At 41.4% G+C, this 20,394-nt stretch carries 22 protein-coding genes and 1 pseudogene; 20 read left to right on the top strand and 3 right to left on the bottom strand.

Features of this window, described 5'->3' with window-relative positions; translation table 11 throughout:
* Positions 1-45 precede the first annotated feature (45 nt).
* The 13 genes from OCU87_RS19055 (at position 46) to OCU87_RS19115 (ending at position 11,932) form a co-directional block, all read left to right on the top strand.
* Positions 46-1,539, top strand: a complete 1,494-nt coding sequence (locus OCU87_RS19055; protein WP_062687860.1) for a sugar ABC transporter ATP-binding protein — start codon at positions 46-48, stop codon at positions 1,537-1,539.
* The gene (locus tag OCU87_RS19060) at positions 1,532-2,530 is read left to right on the top strand and encodes an ABC transporter permease (protein ID WP_094957507.1); all 999 of its coding nucleotides are present in this window, start codon (positions 1,532-1,534) and stop codon (positions 2,528-2,530) included. Before OCU87_RS19055 ends, OCU87_RS19060 begins: the two co-directional genes overlap by 8 nt.
* Entirely contained in the window at positions 2,530-3,489 is a 960-nt protein-coding gene (locus OCU87_RS19065) for an ABC transporter permease (protein ID WP_261859108.1), read from the top strand. The genes OCU87_RS19060 and OCU87_RS19065 overlap by 1 nt, the downstream gene beginning before the upstream one ends.
* Before the next feature lie 13 nt (positions 3,490-3,502).
* On the top strand, positions 3,503-5,137 hold the full coding sequence (locus OCU87_RS19070) for an FGGY-family carbohydrate kinase (protein ID WP_261859109.1): 1,635 nt from the start codon (positions 3,503-3,505) through the stop codon (positions 5,135-5,137).
* A gap of 145 nt (positions 5,138-5,282) precedes the next feature.
* Positions 5,283-5,912, top strand: coding sequence for a PepSY-associated TM helix domain-containing protein (locus OCU87_RS19075; RefSeq protein WP_189337878.1), 630 nt, complete (start codon positions 5,283-5,285; stop codon positions 5,910-5,912).
* Positions 5,913-6,003: 91 nt separating this feature from the next.
* Positions 6,004-6,534: a DUF2271 domain-containing protein gene (locus OCU87_RS19080; RefSeq protein ID WP_062687862.1), complete on the top strand. Its 531-nt coding sequence runs from the start codon at positions 6,004-6,006 to the stop codon at positions 6,532-6,534.
* 17 nt (positions 6,535-6,551) lie between these two features.
* Complete coding sequence (locus tag OCU87_RS19085) at positions 6,552-7,388, top strand: DUF4198 domain-containing protein (protein ID WP_062687863.1); 837 nt, start codon at positions 6,552-6,554, stop codon at positions 7,386-7,388.
* A 98-nt stretch (positions 7,389-7,486) separates the two neighbouring features.
* Positions 7,487-7,804, top strand: coding sequence for a hypothetical protein (locus OCU87_RS19090; RefSeq protein ID WP_261859110.1), 318 nt, complete (start codon positions 7,487-7,489; stop codon positions 7,802-7,804).
* Positions 7,801-8,412: a DUF6162 family protein gene (locus tag OCU87_RS19095; RefSeq protein WP_094957501.1), complete on the top strand. Its 612-nt coding sequence runs from the start codon at positions 7,801-7,803 to the stop codon at positions 8,410-8,412. The genes OCU87_RS19090 and OCU87_RS19095 overlap by 4 nt, the downstream gene beginning before the upstream one ends.
* A 50-nt stretch (positions 8,413-8,462) precedes the next feature.
* The gene (locus tag OCU87_RS19100; protein ID WP_062687866.1) at positions 8,463-9,419 is read left to right on the top strand and encodes a metal ABC transporter solute-binding protein, Zn/Mn family; all 957 of its coding nucleotides are present in this window, start codon (positions 8,463-8,465) and stop codon (positions 9,417-9,419) included.
* Between the two features lie 2 nt (positions 9,420-9,421).
* Positions 9,422-10,165, top strand: coding sequence for a metal ABC transporter ATP-binding protein (locus OCU87_RS19105; protein WP_062687867.1), 744 nt, complete (start codon positions 9,422-9,424; stop codon positions 10,163-10,165).
* Entirely contained in the window at positions 10,165-11,040 is an 876-nt protein-coding gene (locus OCU87_RS19110; RefSeq protein ID WP_062687896.1) for a metal ABC transporter permease, read from the top strand. Before OCU87_RS19105 ends, OCU87_RS19110 begins: the two co-directional genes overlap by 1 nt.
* 55 nt (positions 11,041-11,095) lie before the next feature.
* Positions 11,096-11,932: a metal ABC transporter solute-binding protein, Zn/Mn family gene (locus OCU87_RS19115; RefSeq protein ID WP_261859381.1), complete on the top strand. Its 837-nt coding sequence runs from the start codon at positions 11,096-11,098 to the stop codon at positions 11,930-11,932.
* A 202-nt stretch (positions 11,933-12,134) separates the two neighbouring features.
* Here the strand turns inward: OCU87_RS19115 and OCU87_RS19120 are convergent, their stop codons facing one another.
* The gene (locus OCU87_RS19120; RefSeq protein WP_062687869.1) at positions 12,135-12,590 is read right to left on the bottom strand and encodes a MarR family winged helix-turn-helix transcriptional regulator; all 456 of its coding nucleotides are present in this window, start codon (positions 12,588-12,590) and stop codon (positions 12,135-12,137) included.
* Positions 12,591-13,007: 417 nt separating this feature from the next.
* On the opposite strand from OCU87_RS19120, the gene OCU87_RS19125 reads away from it, so the two are divergent.
* On the top strand, positions 13,008-13,547 hold the full coding sequence (locus tag OCU87_RS19125) for an NUDIX hydrolase (protein ID WP_261859111.1): 540 nt from the start codon (positions 13,008-13,010) through the stop codon (positions 13,545-13,547).
* 109 nt (positions 13,548-13,656) lie between these two features.
* On the opposite strand, the gene OCU87_RS19130 is transcribed toward OCU87_RS19125, so the two are convergent.
* Both OCU87_RS19130 and OCU87_RS19135 read right to left on the bottom strand, forming a co-directional pair.
* Positions 13,657-14,184 (bottom strand): DUF6765 family protein, encoded by a 528-nt coding sequence (locus tag OCU87_RS19130; RefSeq protein ID WP_315972506.1) that lies wholly within the window; start codon positions 14,182-14,184, stop codon positions 13,657-13,659.
* The gene (locus OCU87_RS19135; protein WP_261859113.1) at positions 14,076-14,726 is read right to left on the bottom strand and encodes a DUF6765 family protein; all 651 of its coding nucleotides are present in this window, start codon (positions 14,724-14,726) and stop codon (positions 14,076-14,078) included. Before OCU87_RS19135 ends, OCU87_RS19130 begins: the two co-directional genes overlap by 109 nt.
* A gap of 188 nt (positions 14,727-14,914) precedes the next feature.
* On the opposite strand from OCU87_RS19135, the gene OCU87_RS19140 reads away from it, so the two are divergent.
* From OCU87_RS19140 to OCU87_RS19165, 6 genes and pseudogenes are all read left to right on the top strand, one after another.
* Positions 14,915-15,520 carry a YceI family protein gene (locus OCU87_RS19140; RefSeq protein WP_261859114.1) on the top strand — a complete coding sequence of 202 codons (606 nt, stop codon included), beginning with the start codon at positions 14,915-14,917 and terminating at the stop codon, positions 15,518-15,520.
* Between the two features lie 40 nt (positions 15,521-15,560).
* Complete coding sequence (locus OCU87_RS19145; RefSeq protein ID WP_261859115.1) at positions 15,561-15,776, top strand: DUF3820 family protein; 216 nt, start codon at positions 15,561-15,563, stop codon at positions 15,774-15,776.
* A 279-nt stretch (positions 15,777-16,055) separates the two neighbouring features.
* Complete coding sequence (locus tag OCU87_RS19150) at positions 16,056-17,996, top strand: DUF4365 domain-containing protein (RefSeq protein WP_261859116.1); 1,941 nt, start codon at positions 16,056-16,058, stop codon at positions 17,994-17,996.
* Positions 17,997-18,377: 381 nt separating this feature from the next.
* Entirely contained in the window at positions 18,378-19,085 is a 708-nt protein-coding gene (locus tag OCU87_RS19155; RefSeq protein WP_261859117.1) for a hypothetical protein, read from the top strand.
* A 91-nt stretch (positions 19,086-19,176) separates the two neighbouring features.
* Positions 19,177-19,776, top strand: coding sequence for a hypothetical protein (locus tag OCU87_RS19160; protein ID WP_261859118.1), 600 nt, complete (start codon positions 19,177-19,179; stop codon positions 19,774-19,776).
* A gap of 242 nt (positions 19,777-20,018) precedes the next feature.
* A pseudogene (locus OCU87_RS19165) lies at positions 20,019-20,161 on the top strand (putative quorum-sensing-regulated virulence factor); the annotation flags it as partial.
* Positions 20,162-20,394: the final 233 nt, after the last annotated feature.

Below are 20,394 nucleotides of genomic sequence, written 5' to 3' on the forward strand. Positions count from 1 at the left end.
CTTATACAGGGCAGTGCAATGCTGCCCTTTAGCTGGAAATCCATCATGTCAAACGAAGCATTCATTACCTTAAAACGTGTATCCAAACACTTTGGTTCCGTTAAGGCCCTTGATGGCATCAACTTAACCTTTAATAAAGGGGAAGTGCATTGTCTTGCAGGAAAAAACGGTTGCGGAAAAAGCACGCTATTTAAAGTTATCTCTGGGGTTCATGCACCTGAAAAAGGGGCAGAGATTATCCTGGATGGTAAAAGCTATTCTCAGCTAAATCCGCAACAATCCATTGAGCACGGTATCCAAGTTATTTACCAAGACTTATCTTTGTTTCCCAACCTGACTGTCGCTGAAAATATTGCAGTACAAGACCACATGGCTTGGACCAAAGGCCTTGTTAAGCAATCTCGTTTGAATACTATTGCGCAAACAGCGATGGATAAAGTGGGTGTCTCGCTACCGTTAACCAAACGTGTAGAGCAACTGTCGATTGCAGAATGTCAGTTGGTTGCTATTTGTCGTGCCATGGCTTCAGACGCCAAGCTGGTGATCATGGATGAACCGACAGCTTCGTTAACCCGTACTGAAGTGAATAATTTAATAAGCGTTGTTGCTGATCTTAAGTCTAAAGGCATCACAGTGGTGTTTGTTAGCCACAAGCTTGATGAGGTAATGGAAATCTCTGACCGTATAACGGTTATTCGCGACGGTAAAACCATAGGTACCTACCCAGCAGAAGAGATGAACAGTGATGAACTGGCTTTCTTGATGACAGGACAGCGTTTTGAATTTTCGCCATTGGGAGAGTACAAGCAACAAGGCGAAGTGAAGCTTGAGGTCAATAATCTAACCAAAAAAGGCCAGTTTGATGATATTAACCTGCAAGTACGTGCTGGTGAGATCGTGTCGATAACGGGTTTACTTGGCTCTGGTCGTACAGAATTATGTTTAGCGCTATTTGGTATGACGAAGCCCGATAGTGGTCAAATAAAAGTGAATGGTAAACCGGTGGCGTTTAGCTCAAATAGAGATGCGATTGAGCACGGTATTGGTTACGTGTCAGAAGACCGAATGAGCACAGGGTTAGTCATGGAGCAATCGATCCAAGACAACACAACCGCGACGGTTTTACCTCGATTAAGAAAACAAAATGGTTTCCTCGACCACGTTAAGGCGACCCATTTAGTTAAAAAGCTTATTTCTTCGTTATCAATCAAAGTTGCCGATCCTATGTTACCTGTGACGAGTTTATCGGGTGGTAATGCGCAGCGTATTTCTATCGCAAAATGGATTGCCGCAGAGCCTGAGGTATTAATCCTCGACTCCCCAACGGTTGGCGTTGATATTGCGAATAAAGAAAGTATTTACCAGATAGCAAAAGATCTCGCGTTGAAGGGGATGGCAATCATTATGGTCAGTGATGAAATTCCTGAAGTGTTTTATAACAGTCACCGTGTGATCGTGATGAAAGATGGACGTTTTTCTCATGATTTTCATCCAGTAACATCGTCAGAAAAAGAGATCATGGAGGCCGTCAATGCGTGATCGTATTTGTTTAAATTGGGCTGCTTTAATCAAGCGCCACGAGTTTTATCTCGCTGCTCTAATTGGTTTAATGGTTGTTGGTTTAGGTGTGAGTTCAGAGGACTTTCTAACCTTAGGCAATATCTTCGATATGTCAGTAAGTTCGGCCATTTTGGGCATCATGGCTTGTGGACTGTTTGTTGTTTTGATTGCGGGCGGGATTGATATTTCATTTCCAGCAACCGCCGCAATTGCGCAGTATGTGATGGCGACGTATGTACTGTCGATTGGTGGCAACTTCTTTATCGCATTTTTGATTGCAGCAGCCGTGGGCATGTTACTTGGTCTTATTAATGCCGCATTGGTGTATAAGCTCAAAGTGCCAGCCATTATCATCACGATTTCAACACTGAATTTGTTCTTTGGCTTACTGATTTACTTTAGCAATGGCGCTTGGCTATACGGTTTCCCTGATTGGTTTATGGATGGCGTTGAGTTGTTCAGCTTTGTGGGTAGCGATGGCTACGATTATGGGCTTTCACTGCCAATCATAACCTTGGTTGCTGTTGTTTTATTTACGTCTTTCTTAATGTCTAAAACCCGTCTTGGACGCCAGATTTATGCGATGGGCGGTAATGCCGATGCTGCAAGTCGAATTGGTATTAATTTATTCGGCATTCATTTGTTTGTATACGGCTACATGGGCGCACTTGCTGGTATTGCTTCTGTTGTCCAAACCCAAATCACTCAATCAGTGGCGCCAAACTCGTTAATGGGTTTTGAGCTTACCGTACTTGCAGCCGTGGTATTAGGCGGAACAAGCATGACAGGTGGTAAAGGAACACTAATGGGGGTGGTTCTTGGGGTGGCATTATTAGCCATTATGAAGAACGGATTAACATTGCTCGGTGTTCCATCTTATTGGCATGCGGTTGTTACTGGTCTCATCATTGTATTCAGTATCAGTATGACGGCACTGAATGAAAAGAAACAAGCATTGCAGGGGGCATAATGGATCAGGTATTGAACGCATTAAAACTACCGACTGATAGAAATATCCGTTATTTATTAGTTATTTTAGCCAGTATTATTGCCATCATGGCTATCGCGAGTGGGGACACTTTTTTCTCGATAGCAAATTTACAATCGATGTCATCGCAAATGCCATTACTGGGAATGTTAGCGCTCGCGATGGCGGTATGCATGCTAACTGGTGGTATTAACCTTTCTATCATTGCAACAACCAACGCGTGTAGCCTAGTGATGGCAAGTATTATCACCATGGCGCCCGATAATGTCATGGTACTGCTATTAGCCTTAGTAGCTGGTTTAATTACTGCGATTGTTATTGGCTTACTCAATGGTGCTTTGATTGCTTATGTCGGGGTTTCGCCAATATTAGCAACACTTGGGATGATGACATTAATCAATGGTCTCAATGTGCTAATTTCTGGCGGCAGTGTGATGTCTGGATTCCCAGAGGCATTACTGGTGATCGGCAATGGCTCGATATTGGGCATTCCTATGCCGTTGTTCCTCTTTGTCTTTTTCGCAATTGGTTTATGGGGTTTACTTGAGCATACCAGCCTTGGACGCACTATTTACTTGATGGGCTCGAACGAGAAAGCAACGCGTTTCTCTGGTATTAACACCCAAAAGGCAGTGCTGTATGTCTATGCTATTTCATCGATTCTTTGTTGGGTTGCTGCCCTTGTCATGATGGCGAAATTCAATTCAGCAAAAGCTGGTTACGGCGAGTCTTACTTACTGATTGCTATCTTAGCATCGGTACTTGGGGGGATTAACCCTGATGGTGGTTTTGGCCGAATCATAGGTATTGGCTTGGCATTGGTTGTATTACAAACGTTAGAAAGTGGCTTGAACTTACTTGGTGTCAGCAGTTATCTGACAATGGCTCTTTGGGGGGGCATTTTAATTCTATTCATTACCCTGCAAAAACGTAAAGCTTAGTGGAGAGAGCAAGATGAGTATTTATTTTATTGGCGTTGATGTTGGTAGTGGCAGTGCAAGGGCGGGAGTTTTCGACGCCTCTGGTCGAAAACTCGGGGAAGCAAAACGCGACACAGAAATGTTTAAACCTCGTGCAGATTTTGTTGAACAATCGTCAGAGAACATCTGGCAAAGTGTGTGTATGGCAGTAAAAGATGCTGTCTCTAAAGCGAATATTGATCCAGTCCAAGTCAAAGGTATTGGCTTTGATGCAACCTGCTCACTGGTTGTGCTTGATAAAAAAGGGTTACCACTCACGGTGAGCCCAACAGGTCGCAGTGAACAAAATATTATTATGTGGATGGATCACCGTGCAATTGCGCAGGCTGAGCGGATTAATGCAACTGAACATCCAGTATTGGCTTATGTTGGCAACCGTATTTCACCTGAAATGCAAACGCCTAAGTTACTTTGGCTAAAGCAAAATATGCCAAATACATGGTCTCAAGCTAAGTACTTTTTTGATTTACCTGATTTTCTAACATGGAAAGCAACGTTTGATGATAGTCGTTCGCTTTGCTCTACCGTGTGCAAATGGACGTACCTTGGCCATGAAAATAAATGGGATACGCACTTTTTCGAGCGTATTGGGTTAGAAGATTTATTGGCTGATGATGCAAAAGCCATCGGTAATGTGATTAAACCAATGGGTGCCCCGGTAGGTGAAGGTTTAACGGCTCATGCAGCCAATGATTTAGGTTTGATGCGTGGTACGCCTGTTGGCACATCAATTATCGATGCTCATGCTGGTGGTATTGGTGTGTTAGGCGCTGCGGGTATGACGGGTGAAACGGCAGACTTTAATAAACGCTTAGCATTAATTGGTGGTACATCATCGTGTCATATGGCCGCGTCAAAAACAGCGCGTTTTATTGATGGCGTGTGGGGAGCTTATTACGGTGCGATGATCCCCGATCATTGGCTAAATGAAGGTGGTCAGTCTGCCACTGGGGCATTAATTGATCATGTGATTACGTCGCATCCACTTCATGACCAATTGAAATCGCAAGCAACAGAAGAGGGAACGACGGTTTATCAACTACTCAATGATCACTTATTGAAGCTAGCAGGTACCAAAGAAGACATTGCGTTTTTAACAAAAGATATTCATGTGTTGCCTTATTTCCATGGTAACAGGTCGCCACGCGCAAACCCTAACCTAACAGGTACAATGACAGGGTTAAAAATGTCGAAAACAATCGATGATATGGCGCTGGCATACCTAGCGACAATTCAGGCGATAGCATTGGGTACTCGACACATCATTGAGGTGATGAACCAAGCAGGGTATGAGATTGATACCATCATGGGTTGCGGTGGTGGTACTAAGAACACGATTTTCATTCAAGAGCATGCTAATGCGACAGGGTGTGTGATGGTACTCCCTGAAGAGAGTGAGGCCGTGTTATTGGGCTCTGCAATGCTTGGCTCGGTGGCGTCTGGTTTTTATTCGGATATTCCTAATGCCATGAATGCGATGAGTCGTATTGGACGTGCTGTCACACCACAAACCGATAGAATTAAGCGTTTCTACGATATGAAATATCAAATATTCCATCAAATGTATGAAGACGATATGAAGTACAAACAGCTAATGTCTGAATTCTAGCGTTACCCTTCATTCTCTGCCTTCCTTGTTATAAGCCGCTGCTCAGCGGCTTTTTTTTATCCAATGTAAACATTGTAAATTGAATCACAATGAAAATTATTATCACTTAAAATGTGATTCATTCTGATTTACCACTGAAACGTAATTGATGCTAAAGAATAAAACAGTGCAGCTATGGTCTCGTCGACTGCATATCTACATTTCCATGGCCTTACTGCTTGTCGTGCTGTTTTTTGCCATTACGGGCATCACGCTAAATCGCCCACACTTATTTGTGAAAAGTCAGCCTGATATTACAGAAATAACGTTAGCTATCCCCGAATCATTACTGCATTCAGAAAAAGGGCAGTTCAGCCCCGATGAAGCGCGTTTACTGACTTATTTAACAAAAGAAGCGCAGGTATCCGGTCAACCTTCTGGCTTTAATGTTTACCGTGATATTGAAGACGGTGAGCTGATTGAAGGCGAAGTCGCAGTGGATTTTAAAGGCCCTGGTTTTAATTCGGCAGTTTTCATCGATATGACAACCCAAGAAGCTGTGATTGAAAAAACACATTATGGCTTAGTAGCGGTGCTGAATGATTTACACAAAGGCCGTAATAGTGGGGAAGTCTGGCGCTGGTTTATTGATATTACCGCCTTATTAATGGTGTTTTTCGTTCTTACTGGCGTGTGTCTACTTATTCCTAAAAAGAAAACGTTAAAAACGTCGTTGAAATGGATGACGCTAGGTACAGCAGTCACTTTATTTATCTTTTTTGTTGCAGTGCCTTAATGGGCGTTTATTCGGTCAATACCGCTCTGCAATCGTAATGCTTCACCTTAACTCTATAGAGTTAATTGCTTCATATATCAAGGATTATCTGATGAATTTGGCATTAAAAACCGTGTTGAAATCTAGCGCACTTGTTGCTGCATTATCAGCACCATTAATGGCACAAGCAGCACCAATACCAACAAACGCCCAAATGGATGTGGAGTTTGAAATACCTTACATCAAGGCGTCGCCATATGCGCGCCCTTACGTCGCAATTTGGATTGAAGATGCTAACCGTAAACCTGTTCGCACCATTGAGCTGTGGGTTGGTAAAGATGAGTGGCTAAAGGATTTACGCAGTTGGTGGCGCAAAGTAGGGCGTTACGATCGCGAACTGGTTGATGCAGTGACGTCTGCAACCCGTACTGTCGGTGAATACCGTTTCACGTGGGATGGATTAGATGATTCAGGTCAGCGTGTCGAGCAGGGCGAATACACATTTTATGCTGAATCTGTGCGTGAGCACGGTGGCCGTAGTGTTATTCGTCAAAAACTGAATCTAGCAGATAAAGCTTTCAAAATAGACATTAAGCCAGCAGTGGAAATTGGCAACGTCGTGCTGACATACAAAATTAAATAGGACTTAAGAGAACAATCATGATCAAAAATAACAAAATGAAAGCGGCAGCACTTGCTTGCACTGTATTCGCTGGTTTAGCGGTTTCTGCTGTTGCAAATGCACACCCTCGTTGGATTCTGCCATCTCATTTCACCGTATCAAAAGAGGGTGGTGATTGGTTGACATTTGATGTAACGGCTTCGCACGGCACCTTTGTTTTTGATAAGCCTGCAGGCAGTGAGTCAGCGCAAGTATTGATGCCAGATGGTCGTTTTGAGCGTCCAAACTTTGTGATTCGTGGCAAGCGCCGTTCTATTTTTGATTTCCACTTTTCAGAAGAAGGTACGCACAAAGTTGCGGTAAATAACGAACCATCATACTGGACAGAATATAAAGCGGGTCGCCGTGACACAGTTAAGTGGGCAAAAGCATCAAAAGCTGAGCGCGAAATGCTGCTTCCTGAAAAGGCGCGTGACGTTGTCACTAAAATCAGTTTTACCCGTGCTGAATCTTACATCACTGTGGGTAAGCCAACGCAAAAAGCATTGGAAATTGAAGGTAAGCTGCTTGAGCTAAAACCCATTACACACCCAGCAGATATTGTTGAAGGCGAAGAAGTGACATTCCAAATGTTCTTCAATGGTGAGCCTCAGAAAGGTGTAACTGCCGACATTACGCGTGAAGGTAGCCTTTACCGTAACCACCAAGAGCAAATCGAAGTGGAAAGTGACAAAGACGGTTACATCCGTTTTGTTCCTGAACATGCTGGACGATACCTAATGCGTGCACATTACAGTGGTGACCTTAAAAACCACCCACTAGCAGACAAAGCTGGCGTGAATGTTCACCTAACATTTGAAGCGGTTCTTCAGTAATTATACCCATTTGACCAATTACTTAATTGAATTGGTATTACTTTTAGCTCTTATAGAAAGCCTGCATCGGCAGGCTTTTACTCTTTTTCGAGGTTGTTATGCAAAAGCAAATCGCGCTTTTCTTATTCTCATCAGTTGCTCTTTTCTCTACATCGGCTCAGGCACACTTTCCTCTTATGAGTTGTTGGTTTGCGGCTGATCAGGTTGTCTGCGAGGCGGGCTACAGCGACGGCAGTACTGCGGTTGATTACGATATTAACCTTTATGATTACGACGACAATTTAATTGCGAAAGAGAGCACGGATAAGGCATCAAAAGTGAGTTTTTCTAAACCTGATACTGACTTCTATATCGTGTTTGATGCAGGCCACGAAAATCCTGTGGAAGTTGACGTTGTAGAGATATCTGAAAAATGATCACCCAAAAAGTACACTCCGATAACGGGGGGCGAGAAGGGAAGTGGGTTGCTTTATCGATCATACTTATCTTGCTGGTTTCGGCTGTGTTACTCCCTTATCACAAGCAACAATCAACTACTGCTGAGTTAGCTCAGCATCAAATTGCGGTTGCAGACATCGAGCAGAAATCACTGGGTTTAATCGCTGATTTACGTCTGGCACATGAAGAAGTAAGAAATCTATACTTTGATGCACTTGAGCAACAAGTGAATGTGACTGATGTAGACCTTACCGATAGCACTGTAAGTCAATGGGTTAATATTGCTGAGTTACGCGATATGTGGCTGCCTCCTTTTATTGAAGATAAAAGTTGGGAATTTCAAGGTAAACATCAGTGGACATTGATTGCGCCAGCGACTTACCAGGGCATCGCTCAGACGCATGATGGAGCTAAATCTCTAGTCTTGATTGCCGCGCATGAAGAACCTGAAATTTGGTTAGACCTGAATAATAACGCGGCGCCAATGATGGCATCAGATACGGTTATTTCTGATCAAATGCTAATTGATGCTAGCTGGATCCAAATTGCATTTGAACAATCAGGCTCTGCTCCTCACGGGCATTAATACGTCTTTTTGCTTTAAACATCGATACCCTTACTATCAGTGGTAACACAATGATAAAAACTAAATCATCAGTAATTTCTTTCAAAGCGCTTTCATTCAAACAATTTTCACTGAAAGCAGCCTCTCTCTTTATTCTTTCCTTATTTAGTTCATTTTCTTATGCAGCCGATAAGATCAATATCGGGATCACTCTTCAACCTTATTACAGCTACGTAAAAGCAGTTGTCGGTGATAAAGCGGAAATTTTGCCTTTGGTTGATGCAGGTTTTAACCCACATAATTATCAGCCACAGCCGAATGACTTACGTCGTTTACGTGAAATGGATGTGATTGTGGTGAATGGTATTGGTCACGATGATTTTGCAATGAAAGTGATTCAAGCAGCTAATCGCAGTGATCTTGTTGTGATTGAAGCGAATAAAGATGTGCCTTTGCTTCCGGCAATGGGGCAGTCAGTGGGTGATGGTGCGGTAAATCCGCATACGTTTGTTGGTCTTTCAACCACCATTCAAAAGGTTTACACCATCGCTAATGAGATGGCGAAAATCGATCCAGAGAATGCCCGTTACTACCGTGCTAATGCGCGTAAATACGCTACAACTTTTCGCAAAATGAAACACAACGCCATGATGACATTGGGCGACCTTGATACTGCTGGCATGACAGTGGCAACCACGCATAACGCGTACGGCTACTTGCTTCAAGAGTTTGGTGTGGATGTGGCGACTGTGATTGAACCTGCACACGGCGTAGAACCTAGTGCTAGTCAGTTGCAAGAAACAATCGAGAAAATCCGCAAATCAGGCATTGATGTTCTGTTTTACGAGCTAAACATGCCTAACCGTTATGTTGATACTATTGAGAAAGCAACTGGCGTTCAGCTGTACCGTTTTTCTCATATGACCCACGGCCCGTATGAGGCGAAAAAAGTTGAAATTGAAACGCGTGAGAACCTAAATACCTTGGTTGAAGCGATGAAATTTGCCGCTGAAAAGAAAGGTAGCTAACTGTGGGACCTTCAATTGAATTAAGAAATGTTGGACTGACGTACGGTGAAAACGTCATCTTACAAGATATAAACCACAGCTTCACTGCTGGCGAATGCCATATTGTTATGGGGCCAAACGGTGGCGGTAAAACCTCGCTATTACGCTCTATTTTAGGGCTAACCCCTTTCACTGGTGAAATCGATATTCAGTGGCCTGAAAGCAAAGGCAAGCTTGGTTATGTACCGCAAAAAGCCATGTTTGAAGGCAGCCTACCTCTGACTGTGATGGATTTCATTCTATTAAACCAAAGTAGCAGCCCACTATTTTGGCGTCAAAGTGCGAAGAATAAAGCGCGAGCTCTGACTCAACTTGAACGTGTTGGCATGGCAAGTCGTGCCGATCGCCGTATGGGGCAATTATCCGGTGGTGAACAGCAGCGCGTGTTGTTTGCTCAAGCATTACTTGATGATCCTCAGTTATTGGTTTTAGACGAACCAACAACAGGTATGGATGAGCAGGGTGTACGTTATTTAGAATCTTTGATTCATGAATTAGTGGCTGATAACCGAACTATCTTAGCCGTTCACCATGATGTAACTGCGGTTCGCCGTTTAGATGGTCATGTTCATGTTGTTAACCGCAGTGTTATTGATAACGGCAGTGTCGCGGAAGTATTAGTGCCTGAAAAAATTGAACGCTTGTTTAATCATTACACCGCAGCGTCATCGACTACAGAATCAAACAATAAGAAGGAGGTCGCATGATGGATATTGTTCGTCAATGGGCACTCTTGGGTGTGGATGCGGGTTGGTTAAGCGAAAGCTTTTCCTACGCATTTGTTGTTAATGCTGTCGTTGCCGCCTTGATGGTGGGTCCTTTGCTCGGTGGACTAGGCACCTTGGTTATTGCTAAGCGTCTGGCCTTCTTTTCGGAAGCCGTAGGTCACGCAGCATTAACCGGTATTGCATTAGGCGTATTACTTGGCGAGCCGCCAGATAATCCAATTATCGGCCTGTTTAGTTTCTGTATGATCTTTGCACTACTACTGCATTTCGTACGTAACCGAACCAATGTGCCTTATGACACTTTAGTGGGTGTATTCCTTGCGTTAGCATTAGCTGTTGGTGCGGCATTACTGATGTATGTTGCGCGTAAAATTAACGTTCACTTACTTGAAAACGTGCTATTTGGCTCGATCCTGACAGTAACAGACAGTGATTTATTGTTATTGGCAGGCAGTTGCTTGTTGATTGTATTGGTGTTGATCCCCACGTTTAATCGGATTTTATTAACCTGTATTAGCCCTGATATCGCCCGTGTACGTGGTTATGCGACCAATTTTTACGATTACCTGTTTGTCATGATGATCACCTTAGTGACTATCGCTTCAGTCAAAATCATTGGTGCTGTACTTGTGGGGGCATTATTGCTTATTCCTGGTGCGACGGCGCGATTACTTACCAAAAACATGGGTAGTTTTGTAGTGTTATCGGCGGTGTTAGCAACCATTAGCTGCTTAGTCGGAACGATTCTCCCGATGGAGCTTAAACTACCGATCCCATCTGGTGCGGCGATTATTATTGTTTCTGCTATTTTCTTTTTGACTGCGACTTTCTATCGCATCGTACGTAAAGGGTAATTCTGTGCTTCGATCATTATCGACTAAAAGTGTTCTATCAATCACTGCGTTAGCTATGGCGTTATCAAGTACGACGGCGCTTGCTAAAGATATACTGACTGCGACACCAGTAACATACATGCTAGCGACGGAACTCACGAAAGGTACCGAGCTGACGACCGAGTATTTGCCGCCTAAACGTTACGGTGTTTCACGTTTGCCGAATTGGTTTAGTAGTCAAGGTGCAGCAGCCACTGAAAAAGCAGCAAAAGAGGCAACAGTTGCGTTAACCCTAGGCGCTGTATGGGCCGATGATCCACTGTTTGTTTATGCTCGCCAAGGCAACATTAATATTATCGAAGTGGATGCATCCCAAGCGATATCACCACGTGCAACAGGGGTTGCAGCACTACGTTTAGAGGATGGCTCGCTTTCTCCGTTTGCATGGCTTAATCCCTCAAACCTGAGCCGTATGGCTGCGATTGTGAGCGATGATTTACAGCGTGTATGGCCAGATAAAGCTGAAGTTATCCATAAAAATCAGCAGGCATTAATGGTGAATGTGCGCCAGCTAATCAACAAACAGCAGGCACAATTAATTGAAGCTAATATTGATTCCGTAATTCTCTTATCTACGGAACTCGAAGATTTTGCATCGGGTAATCAGCTCTTTGTGGTAGATCGTTTAACCTCACCAGAATTGGAGTGGACAGATGCTGATAAAGCAAATTTGAAAGCATCGTTAGAAGAAGATGAAACATTATGGATTCTAACCACTCGCAAAATGAGCGCACAGCTAAAATCAATAGTACCGAATACAGATCGTGTTCTTGTGATTGATAGCTTAGATCGTTGGGGTAGGGTTGGCATTGACCAAAAAGCCCCGCTGAAACGTTGGCAGCTAGCTTTATAAAGCGCGTAGATTTGCAGTTTGTATTAGAACAAAACAGCTGATAACACAAAGCCCGATAGCTATCACATGCTATACGGGCTTTTGTTGTTATGAAGCTAGTCATGGAAAGAGGGCTATTTTTAGTCGTGAAAAAGAAAGAGGCTTCCCGAAGGAAGCCTCTTGAAAGTAAGGTTAAAGCCAGTGGAAACGTAAGCTTATTAGCTTAGTCTTTCCACTCTTCCTCGCTCCAGATAGGGTTCAGGCGTTTGATAGATGTGGTGAATGCTTTCTTCATTTCATCTTGTAATTCAGCCGGAATATCTTTAACACTTTCTTCCAACATATCCGTTAGAACAACAGACAGTTCGTCATGAATAACCTTGCCTTTTTGAGTGATGAAAATGCGTTTTGCATTTTTATTTAGCTCATCAGGTGTCGTTGCCACTAAACCATGCTTGGTTGAGTGGCGAAGAATACTACTAATAGTACCCTTAGAACGACCCATACGGCGTGCAAGTACGCTTGGGCGAAGTCCGTCTTCGAAATCAAGTTCAATCAGTAACGCAAGACGCTCTACATTGAGTTCAGGGTGGCGACGTACCACTTCAGCTTGAACTTTATTTTGCAGAAAGTGCGTGAAAATCCAGGATAAACCTGCAAGTGACTCAAATGGTTTCATAATGCTCTCCTATATGTTTAACATCTTATATTGTTTATTGATAAATACAATCAGAGAGCGTTGTTTTTTTTATATGTTATCAAATGTATTTAACGAAATCTCTTTTTGACTGACTTGAAAGGTACTTAATCGTAACTATTTAAATTGTTTTTAAAGTTATGATTTATAGTTATATTGTTTGTGGTGATGAATATAATTCATAGAAAGGTAAATAATCTAACAAAAGTTCTGCGTGTTAACATTCGCAACGAGATTTAAAATTAAACGATATGTTTTTCACATGCTTTAGTGCGTCTTTTTTGCATGGAACGACGTAATAATATGCTGTCTAGTGCGTACTAAGGTTCGGTGTGCCTCTGGCATCGTTGTCAAAAATCATTACAATGGCGCCTTCGTTTTTTATTGAGTGCCATCACCATGCGATTATTAAAATCCTCTACACATCCTGATTTAACTGAATTGGCAGGATCGGTGTTTCATCGCCGTGCTGCGAGAGGAATCATTTTAGATGGCGACAATATTCTCATGCTTTACACTGCGCGTTATCACGATTACACCTTACCTGGTGGTGGTGTTGATGATGGTGAAGATTTGGTTGAAGGTTTGATCCGTGAACTTGAAGAAGAAACGGGTGCACAAAATATTCGAGATATTCACGAGTTCGGCATGTATGAAGAATACCGCCCTTGGTACAAACCAGAGCATGATATTGTTCATATGGAATCTTACTGCTACGTGTGTACGATCGATGCAGAGCTGGGTGAAACCAAGTTTGAAGATTACGAAATCAAAAATGGTATGAAGCCTGTGTGGATGAATATCTTCGACGCCATTGTCCACAATGAAGACACCATGGCCAATAGCGATAAGAAAGGCATGTCGATAGAGCGTGAGACCTTCTTATTGAAGAGAATTGTCGAAGAGCTGATTGAACAGCCCTTGCAGAAAGCATCGTAAGCCTTATAGCAAACGTATTGTTAAATGAAACCACCTTCGGGTGGTTTTTTGTTAGCTATCGAATCAGTCAAATTAAGCTGATTCGATAGAGATTAATGAAACTAGCTTGTTAGGCGACACAAATACCATACTTAGGAAGCACATCTCTTATAATGTCTAGCCTATATGTTTTGAGTGCATCGTGAAAATATTTCCAGTCAGAAGTTATAAAGCTTTCATCGTAGTGATAAGTAATTAGATCACTAGACATTGGAGAAGCAACAGCTTTTCCTCGTGCAATTTCTTTCCAACTACCTTTTCCGTGAGCTAAAAATTTCAGCTCAACAGGATCAAAATTAAACTTTCCTTGCGATATCCACTTTAACCATTGTTTGTGTCGCTCTTCTCCATTCTCATCTTTGAACTGTTTCAATGCGTTTTCAATAAGTTTTAATTTTTCTGGAGGCATATCATCTTGACTATCAATATTCATTGATTCATCTTCTTCAAGGTAACATTTAATGACTTTGTACATTTGGTTGGCTGCTTTTAAGAAGTCTTGAGTGTTATCTCTCTTGATAGTGTTACCTTCTCCATCTTCGTAAGTCCAAGTAATGTATGGACGGTCTGGAAAAGAAAGTGCAGGCCCATGGCTGATGACACGCTCCAGTTCAGAATGCTATCCCTAACTCTATCTAGTAAGCTTTCATCTTCGTCAGATTCAATATTTTTCACATCATTAATTTTATGGCTAACACCAGCGAAGCCTTGGTGAGAAAATGTATCGGCATACACATGTAGAGCAATTCCCATAATATATAGACTAAGTGGGGTTTGACGATATTTACTGACTGAACGGAGCATATCTCGAGCAACAGGGCTATCTGGTTTACAGACTAAACGCTCAATAAAACCACCATTCGGTATCGAGCCGCTCTTCAGACCATCGTTTCCAGGCAAAAAATGAAATGGGATCCATGCTAAGTGGTTAGCGAGTTCATTTCCATTTCTATAGTCCAGCATTTTATGAGCGGATGATATTCGATTGAACATTGCACCATTTTTGAATCTTATAGGCTCCGAGTTTGTTGCTTCATCTACATATTGTGCGCAGTATGCTAGTTTTTCTGCATTGGTATGTTCCATACCTGCCATTCTAGCAACAACATAAGTTAAAGTGTGATGTCCATCAATTTGCATTTTAAATACTCCAGTGTGATTGTTTTTTATACAGTACTGGATGTTTGGCTAGTATTCTTTTGTTGTAGTCACAAATAGAAATGTGCAGCTAGATGCTTAAAGCGAAAGAGTGCTCTGCGGTGTTACGCTGCTCACCCAATAAATCATCTATAGTTTTAATCATCACAACTCATTGTAAGGGAAAATGAATGTTTAAAGCTAAAGCGCTATTGGTTGCACTCGCGATGGTTAATGCACCTGCGGCACTCGCGGATTGGATGTTAGAGAATGACAGTTCATCGATAAATTTTTTATCGGTTAAAAACGCAAGTGTTATCGAAAACCATTCCTTTTCTGCACTCGAAGGCACACTGTCAGATTCGGGAAAAGCGCATGTTGTGATTAGTTTAGCGAGTGTCGATACTAATATTGATATTCGTGATGAGCGTATGCGCACCATGTTGTTTAATACCGATTTGTTTCCTAGCGCAATTTTGGATGCTCAGCTTGATAGTAAACAACTAGAAGCGATGCAGGTTGGTCAAACTCTTATGCTCCCAGTGTTGTTTACCCTAGAGCTTCACGGTCAGCAGCAAACGCTAGAAACAAACTTGCAGATCACCAAGCTTGAAAATGGTGATCTTCTTGCTAATTCTCTTCAGCCTGTGGTAGTTGATGCGGCTAAGTTTAAGTTAGATGCCGGGGTAGAAGCACTACGAGAAATCGCCAAGTTGAATACCATAGTGCCGAGTGTGCCTGTTTATGTTTCGCTTCATTTTAAAAATACCCAAGTGCCATTAGATAGCGACAAATAACCTTGGTATTATCTATGCAAAGTTAATACAGGTTTGAACTATGTTTCAGAAAGAACACTTGGTAAAGCTCGCGAACATGAAAATGCCATTTGGTAAATACAGTGGTCGCGTGCTTATTGATTTACCAGAAGAATACTTACTCTGGTTTAGAAAGCAGGGCTTCCCAGAGGGTGAGCTGGGTACATTAATGGCCTTGGCTTTAGAGTTTCAAATTGAAGGGCTTGATAGAGTGGTTAAGCCCTTAAAGCGCATGTAACCTGCCACAATATCCATAACCTCTTAAGAAACAAACCTCTCTCATTTAAAAGAGTCAGACCGTCAGGCTGACTCTTTTTTGCCCCATTGTTTGTTAGGTTGCTTTTCTGCATAACATTCAGTTTGGTCTTTGGCTTACTTTTTTATAACAAATGTTCTAGCTATATGGCCAAATTTTTAATCCGCTACACGAATTCATCAGTGTGATGTGCTGACATGGCATAAGATACGGTTTGTCTGTACTATAAACTTTATTGAATGATGAGTCGAAAATGCACAGATGCGATTACCGAAAAGAACCAGAGCCCACATATTAGAAGAATTATCTGTAGACAAATTTAAATCTCTACTTCCTCACGAGTGGGTGTACCGCATACCGACACACGACTACGGGATAGATGGAGAAGTTGAAGTTTTTGATAACGATGGCCTTAGTACAGGGATTAAGTTTCTCGTACAACTCAAGGCGACCGATGAGAAAAATAGTATCAAAGCGCTGAAGCTTCGCATGAACATAGAAAAGTTAAACTACTTTAAACAACTCGATTGCCCTGTATTGGTTGTGCGCTACTTGGCTCATTCGGATACAATTTATAGTCGCTGGTTCCACTCGCTAAATCCAACCACCGATACCCTAGCTGAAAAAAGTTTCTGCATGCAGTTCTCTTCTTCGGACGAATGGAACGAACATTCAACAGAGCTACTTTACGAAGGGCTGAAAGCCTATAACAACTTCAAAAGTAAAACCCTTCAAAAGCCTATAAAAATAAATGCATCAATAAAATCATACAAGGGATTATCCACGCACTCTGCGCTAGTAGCTTCCAACCTAATCAATTCAACAAAAGAGAATGAAAACACGTTTACATTCGAATTTAAACCGACCAAATCCTCCCCCTCCATCTTGGAAATTGATGAAAATGACTACTACATAAATCTTGGAGGAGTCGGAAGCAGTCGAGGTTCATTTGACAATTTGAGTAATGTTACTGACGCTTTAACGTTAGTTGCCGACATAAACGTAACTATCGGATTGTTACTACAGCACTTGGGGCATACTAAGGAAGCTGAGGTTCATTTCGATAATTACATACAGGCGTCAAAAATAAAAAGCCATGGATTAACTCTCATCAGCTATACGCAGTGCAAAATAGCTACAAGAGCACCCTCCGATGCATTACTCCTTATCGAAAGCATTGCCAATACAACTAATATACTTGAACACGACTTGATAAATGAAATCCAAGTTTGTTTAAGTTTTATCACTAGCTTATCTAATAAAGTCGATGTAGAAAGCGTAATAAAAACATACAAGTGTATCGACCGATCAATCCCGTCAGATCACAAAGACTTGAAGGCAACTTTACACTACAACCTCGGTAACTTTTTATCTGCAAGAAGTGAACTAAGCAAAGCGATACATCAATACAATAAAGCTGCAAAGATGAACCCAGATTACAAAAAAAGGGCTTACTGGCTGAAAGAAGTCGCTGGGTTATTATTCAGCACAAGCAAGTACACAACTGCCTCCAAGTTCTATACAGCCGCAATTGACATCGAAGATACAGCAGAGAATGCGGTGTTACTGGCAGATAGCCTAATCTTTTGTGGACGTTTTGAGGAGGCATTTGATTTGCTCGAAACCTCCATTCCGAAACTTAAAGTAAGAAGCTCTATCTGGTGCCTAAAAAAATGGACTCTTGATCTATTAGTGAATGACTTAGGCATAAAGAAACAACTTATAGGTAAAGTTGCCACTGCTAAGTTTATCGAAAATGCTAACGAAGACGAAATAATAGAATACTTAGTCAAGACAAATGCTACATGTCCAGAGTGCTGGTACTCATTGGCTCAAAAGTTTGTTACTGCTCAAGACTACAATAGAGCATGTATTAGCTATTTACTTTCAGCATTTTCAGATGAACGCTACAGAAATACATGGATGAACGCATTGCAGTGTGCCTACAACATAGAAGACCTAACTGCATTTTCTCATTTAATAGAAGTCATTGGTAATAAGTTTGGAAGTGAAGTCATTGGTGAGTTCTTCTCTAACTTCCCTGTAGATACAAATGATGATTTCCATGAAAAATTAAGTGACGCTGCATTACAAGCAATACAGCACTGTGAAGACTATAACAATGAACAAAAAAACAACACTTATGAAATTAGGTTTGGAGATAGCAACTCAATCAATACAGTTGCTCTAAAACGCCATTGATATAATGGATTAGTATAGTTGGTCTAAGCTAGAAGCTCTGCTTTAACTCTAGTAATTCGCGAAATACTAATTTAGCAATATCACTGACTCACTTATGTCCAGAGGTGTGCTGACGTGAATGTGTAACACACCTTTGCCCCTTTATGCGTTAGAGTAGAAGCGCTCTAATCCCTCAAAGCTGTAGTTTTGCCCAACCAAAACTTATCCGAAACGCGAACTTTTATCTGAATAGTGACATTAGATTAACCTTAGCAATCTAACTCACACCTTTTATCGATAAGCTACTGATTTTAAATTGATATGATTTTTTAAAAAAGGCATTATGGTGGAATTAAAAAACGGCTTTTAGTCGTCTGAATAGCGTTACATTTTTTGGTAAGTATGATGGAAGTAACAAGCTTTATAGTAAAACATATAGCGGTAGTTTTGCCTGCTGCTGTTGGTGTATCAACATTGATTGGTAAGTATTGGTTTGATAAATCTTTACAAAAGCATAAACAAGCATTTGAAAAAGATATCAAAGAAAGCGACGCAAACAATGCGAAGAAAATTAAAGAACTAGATAATAAACATGCAGCAAGCATGAAAGCTCTAGATGAAAAACATGCGCTGGAAATGAAAAGAAATGAGCGTTTTTTTTCTATATCTCAATCGACCTTTGAAAAACTCTTTGATAAGAAAGTAAATGTATATAATAGGTTGTTAATGGTGAGTCTTGAATTTAAAAAGTTCAATTCTGAAAACGGATTTAATGAGGTCTTCGACTATCAGTTTGATTCATGCCTAAACTACGTCAATATCCTAAAGAAAGAGATAGAAGATAATCGTTTGTACTTGTCCGACTCATTAGTTAATGACTTTAATTTTTGGTATGTAAAAGCGGCACCATTCTATCTTCGCTTGGATACGATTGAGATCAATATTCGACGTGATAACAGTGATAATGAGCATATAGGAACGATAATTTCTGAAGCTCAAGAAGAGGTAATTAGAGAGATGCTAATTGAGACTAATGACGCTCTAAATAATATCTTTAATCAAATTGAGGCTGATGCATCTGCTTTTCGAAAAAGCATGCATATCATTTAGTGCCTGCAAAAAACTTTACAAACTGTTTAAGAGTGATTCGCAATGCGTGGCATTTTTACTATTCGCTGAGTTTAGTTTTTAAGAGAGAATTGTGGAAAAATTACTAAATATATTTGGCTATTACAAAAGAAAGCCCAAGAGCACTAGCCCTTCAATTATTACGTATAGGGAGCCTCAATCCCCCGAAGAAAACACTCGAAAATTGAAAGAAATCGTAGCAGAGGGAAATAAGTGGTTTAGGGCTAGAACGCAGGAGTCCAACGCTAAAACTGGTATGTTTTTTAGTATTGTTCTTCTCATTGAATTCAAGCTAAGTCATCTACTAGTGTGCATTGAGCCTGATATCAAAGGTGCGATGTTAGGTAAGAAAATTGATACTTTTAAGTCCTTTATTAATATTTATGACTTTGAGGATGCTAGTGAGAAGAAAGAGGTTAGGGAGTTGTTACCTGCCCTGCATGAAATAAAGAATATTCGAAATAAGCTCGCTCACGACCTTATGAAATCAAATATTGAGTTCAAAGAACTTCCTAGGACTATGGCTTATGTCCGAAAACGAGATAAAGACTTTGTTAAGGATGTTCTCGGTAAAATCGAAGATGATGGTGAAAAATCCTGTGTGTTGTTGGCTAAGTTCGGCTTCATGTTTTCAGTAGAACTGGCACATTTAGCTATAACAGTAGATCTGTAGCCCAACATATACAGAATTTAAGAGAGATTCTCAATGCTTGGCATTTTCAGTCTAAGGTTGGGTTTTGTGTGAAAAGTACCATCAAAACTGGACTCTAAGTTGAGCGATTTTCAGTTTTGCCATACCTGAATTAATTCATGTAATGCTAATGTTCGATTTTCTGAAACTGATTTATGTCCATAAATGAGTTATGAGAGTGAGACGCATGCTGCGAACCAAGTTTCGTTTCCCGAAGGTAACTGTTTTGTTTTTGGTTTGATAAAAAGGGCTGGCCGAAAGGGGGAGTTGGGGGGATTTAATGCAGATCTGTTTGGCTCTCAAGATTGAGGGCTTAGATTCTGTTGTGAAGCCACTGAAAAATATTGATTACCCCAGAAATCTATAACTATGTCCGCGTTAGCACTACCAAGCAGTTGCAAGGCGTTGGTTTAGAAACGCGGCAGCAGGAAAGCGTGCTTGAAATTGCTGGCTTGGCATTTGTCATGGCGATCTGGTATCGCTACCCACCTTCTAATACTTTTGCTTTATAGCAACGAAGGCAACTTCATCGTCCCAAATGCTACGGGCATCGCTTGTGTCATTGTAAAAGCCAGTACCGCACTCGCTACACGTTACACT

Origin of the sequence: Photobacterium sanguinicancri (assembly GCF_024346675.1) — a bacterium.
Classification (GTDB): domain Bacteria; phylum Pseudomonadota; class Gammaproteobacteria; order Enterobacterales; family Vibrionaceae; genus Photobacterium; species Photobacterium sanguinicancri.

Excerpts from the sequence above, each read along its gene's own strand:
- OCU87_RS19100 (WP_062687866.1), top strand. The coding sequence starts at position 8,463 with ATGATAAAAACTAAATCATCAGTAATTTCTTTCAAAGCGCTTTCATTC.
- OCU87_RS19090 (WP_261859110.1), top strand. The coding sequence starts at position 7,487 with ATGCAAAAGCAAATCGCGCTTTTCTTATTCTCATCAGTTGCTCTTTTC.
- OCU87_RS19085 (WP_062687863.1), top strand. The coding sequence starts at position 6,552 with ATGATCAAAAATAACAAAATGAAAGCGGCAGCACTTGCTTGCACTGTA.
- OCU87_RS19135 (WP_261859113.1), bottom strand. The coding sequence starts at position 14,726 with ATGCAAATTGATGGACATCACACTTTAACTTATGTTGTTGCTAGAATG.
- OCU87_RS19070 (WP_261859109.1), top strand. The coding sequence starts at position 3,503 with ATGAGTATTTATTTTATTGGCGTTGATGTTGGTAGTGGCAGTGCAAGG.
- OCU87_RS19080 (WP_062687862.1), top strand. The coding sequence starts at position 6,004 with ATGAATTTGGCATTAAAAACCGTGTTGAAATCTAGCGCACTTGTTGCT.
- OCU87_RS19055 (WP_062687860.1), top strand. The coding sequence starts at position 46 with ATGTCAAACGAAGCATTCATTACCTTAAAACGTGTATCCAAACACTTT.
- OCU87_RS19120 (WP_062687869.1), bottom strand. The coding sequence starts at position 12,590 with ATGAAACCATTTGAGTCACTTGCAGGTTTATCCTGGATTTTCACGCAC.
- OCU87_RS19145 (WP_261859115.1), top strand. The coding sequence starts at position 15,561 with ATGTTTCAGAAAGAACACTTGGTAAAGCTCGCGAACATGAAAATGCCA.
- OCU87_RS19095 (WP_094957501.1), top strand. The coding sequence starts at position 7,801 with ATGATCACCCAAAAAGTACACTCCGATAACGGGGGGCGAGAAGGGAAG.
- OCU87_RS19110 (WP_062687896.1), top strand. The coding sequence starts at position 10,165 with ATGGATATTGTTCGTCAATGGGCACTCTTGGGTGTGGATGCGGGTTGG.
- OCU87_RS19125 (WP_261859111.1), top strand. The coding sequence starts at position 13,008 with ATGCGATTATTAAAATCCTCTACACATCCTGATTTAACTGAATTGGCA.
- OCU87_RS19115 (WP_261859381.1), top strand. The coding sequence starts at position 11,096 with ATGGCGTTATCAAGTACGACGGCGCTTGCTAAAGATATACTGACTGCG.
- OCU87_RS19065 (WP_261859108.1), top strand. The coding sequence starts at position 2,530 with ATGGATCAGGTATTGAACGCATTAAAACTACCGACTGATAGAAATATC.
- OCU87_RS19150 (WP_261859116.1), top strand. The coding sequence starts at position 16,056 with ATGCGATTACCGAAAAGAACCAGAGCCCACATATTAGAAGAATTATCT.
- OCU87_RS19140 (WP_261859114.1), top strand. The coding sequence starts at position 14,915 with ATGTTTAAAGCTAAAGCGCTATTGGTTGCACTCGCGATGGTTAATGCA.
- OCU87_RS19155 (WP_261859117.1), top strand. The coding sequence starts at position 18,378 with ATGATGGAAGTAACAAGCTTTATAGTAAAACATATAGCGGTAGTTTTG.
- OCU87_RS19060 (WP_094957507.1), top strand. The coding sequence starts at position 1,532 with ATGCGTGATCGTATTTGTTTAAATTGGGCTGCTTTAATCAAGCGCCAC.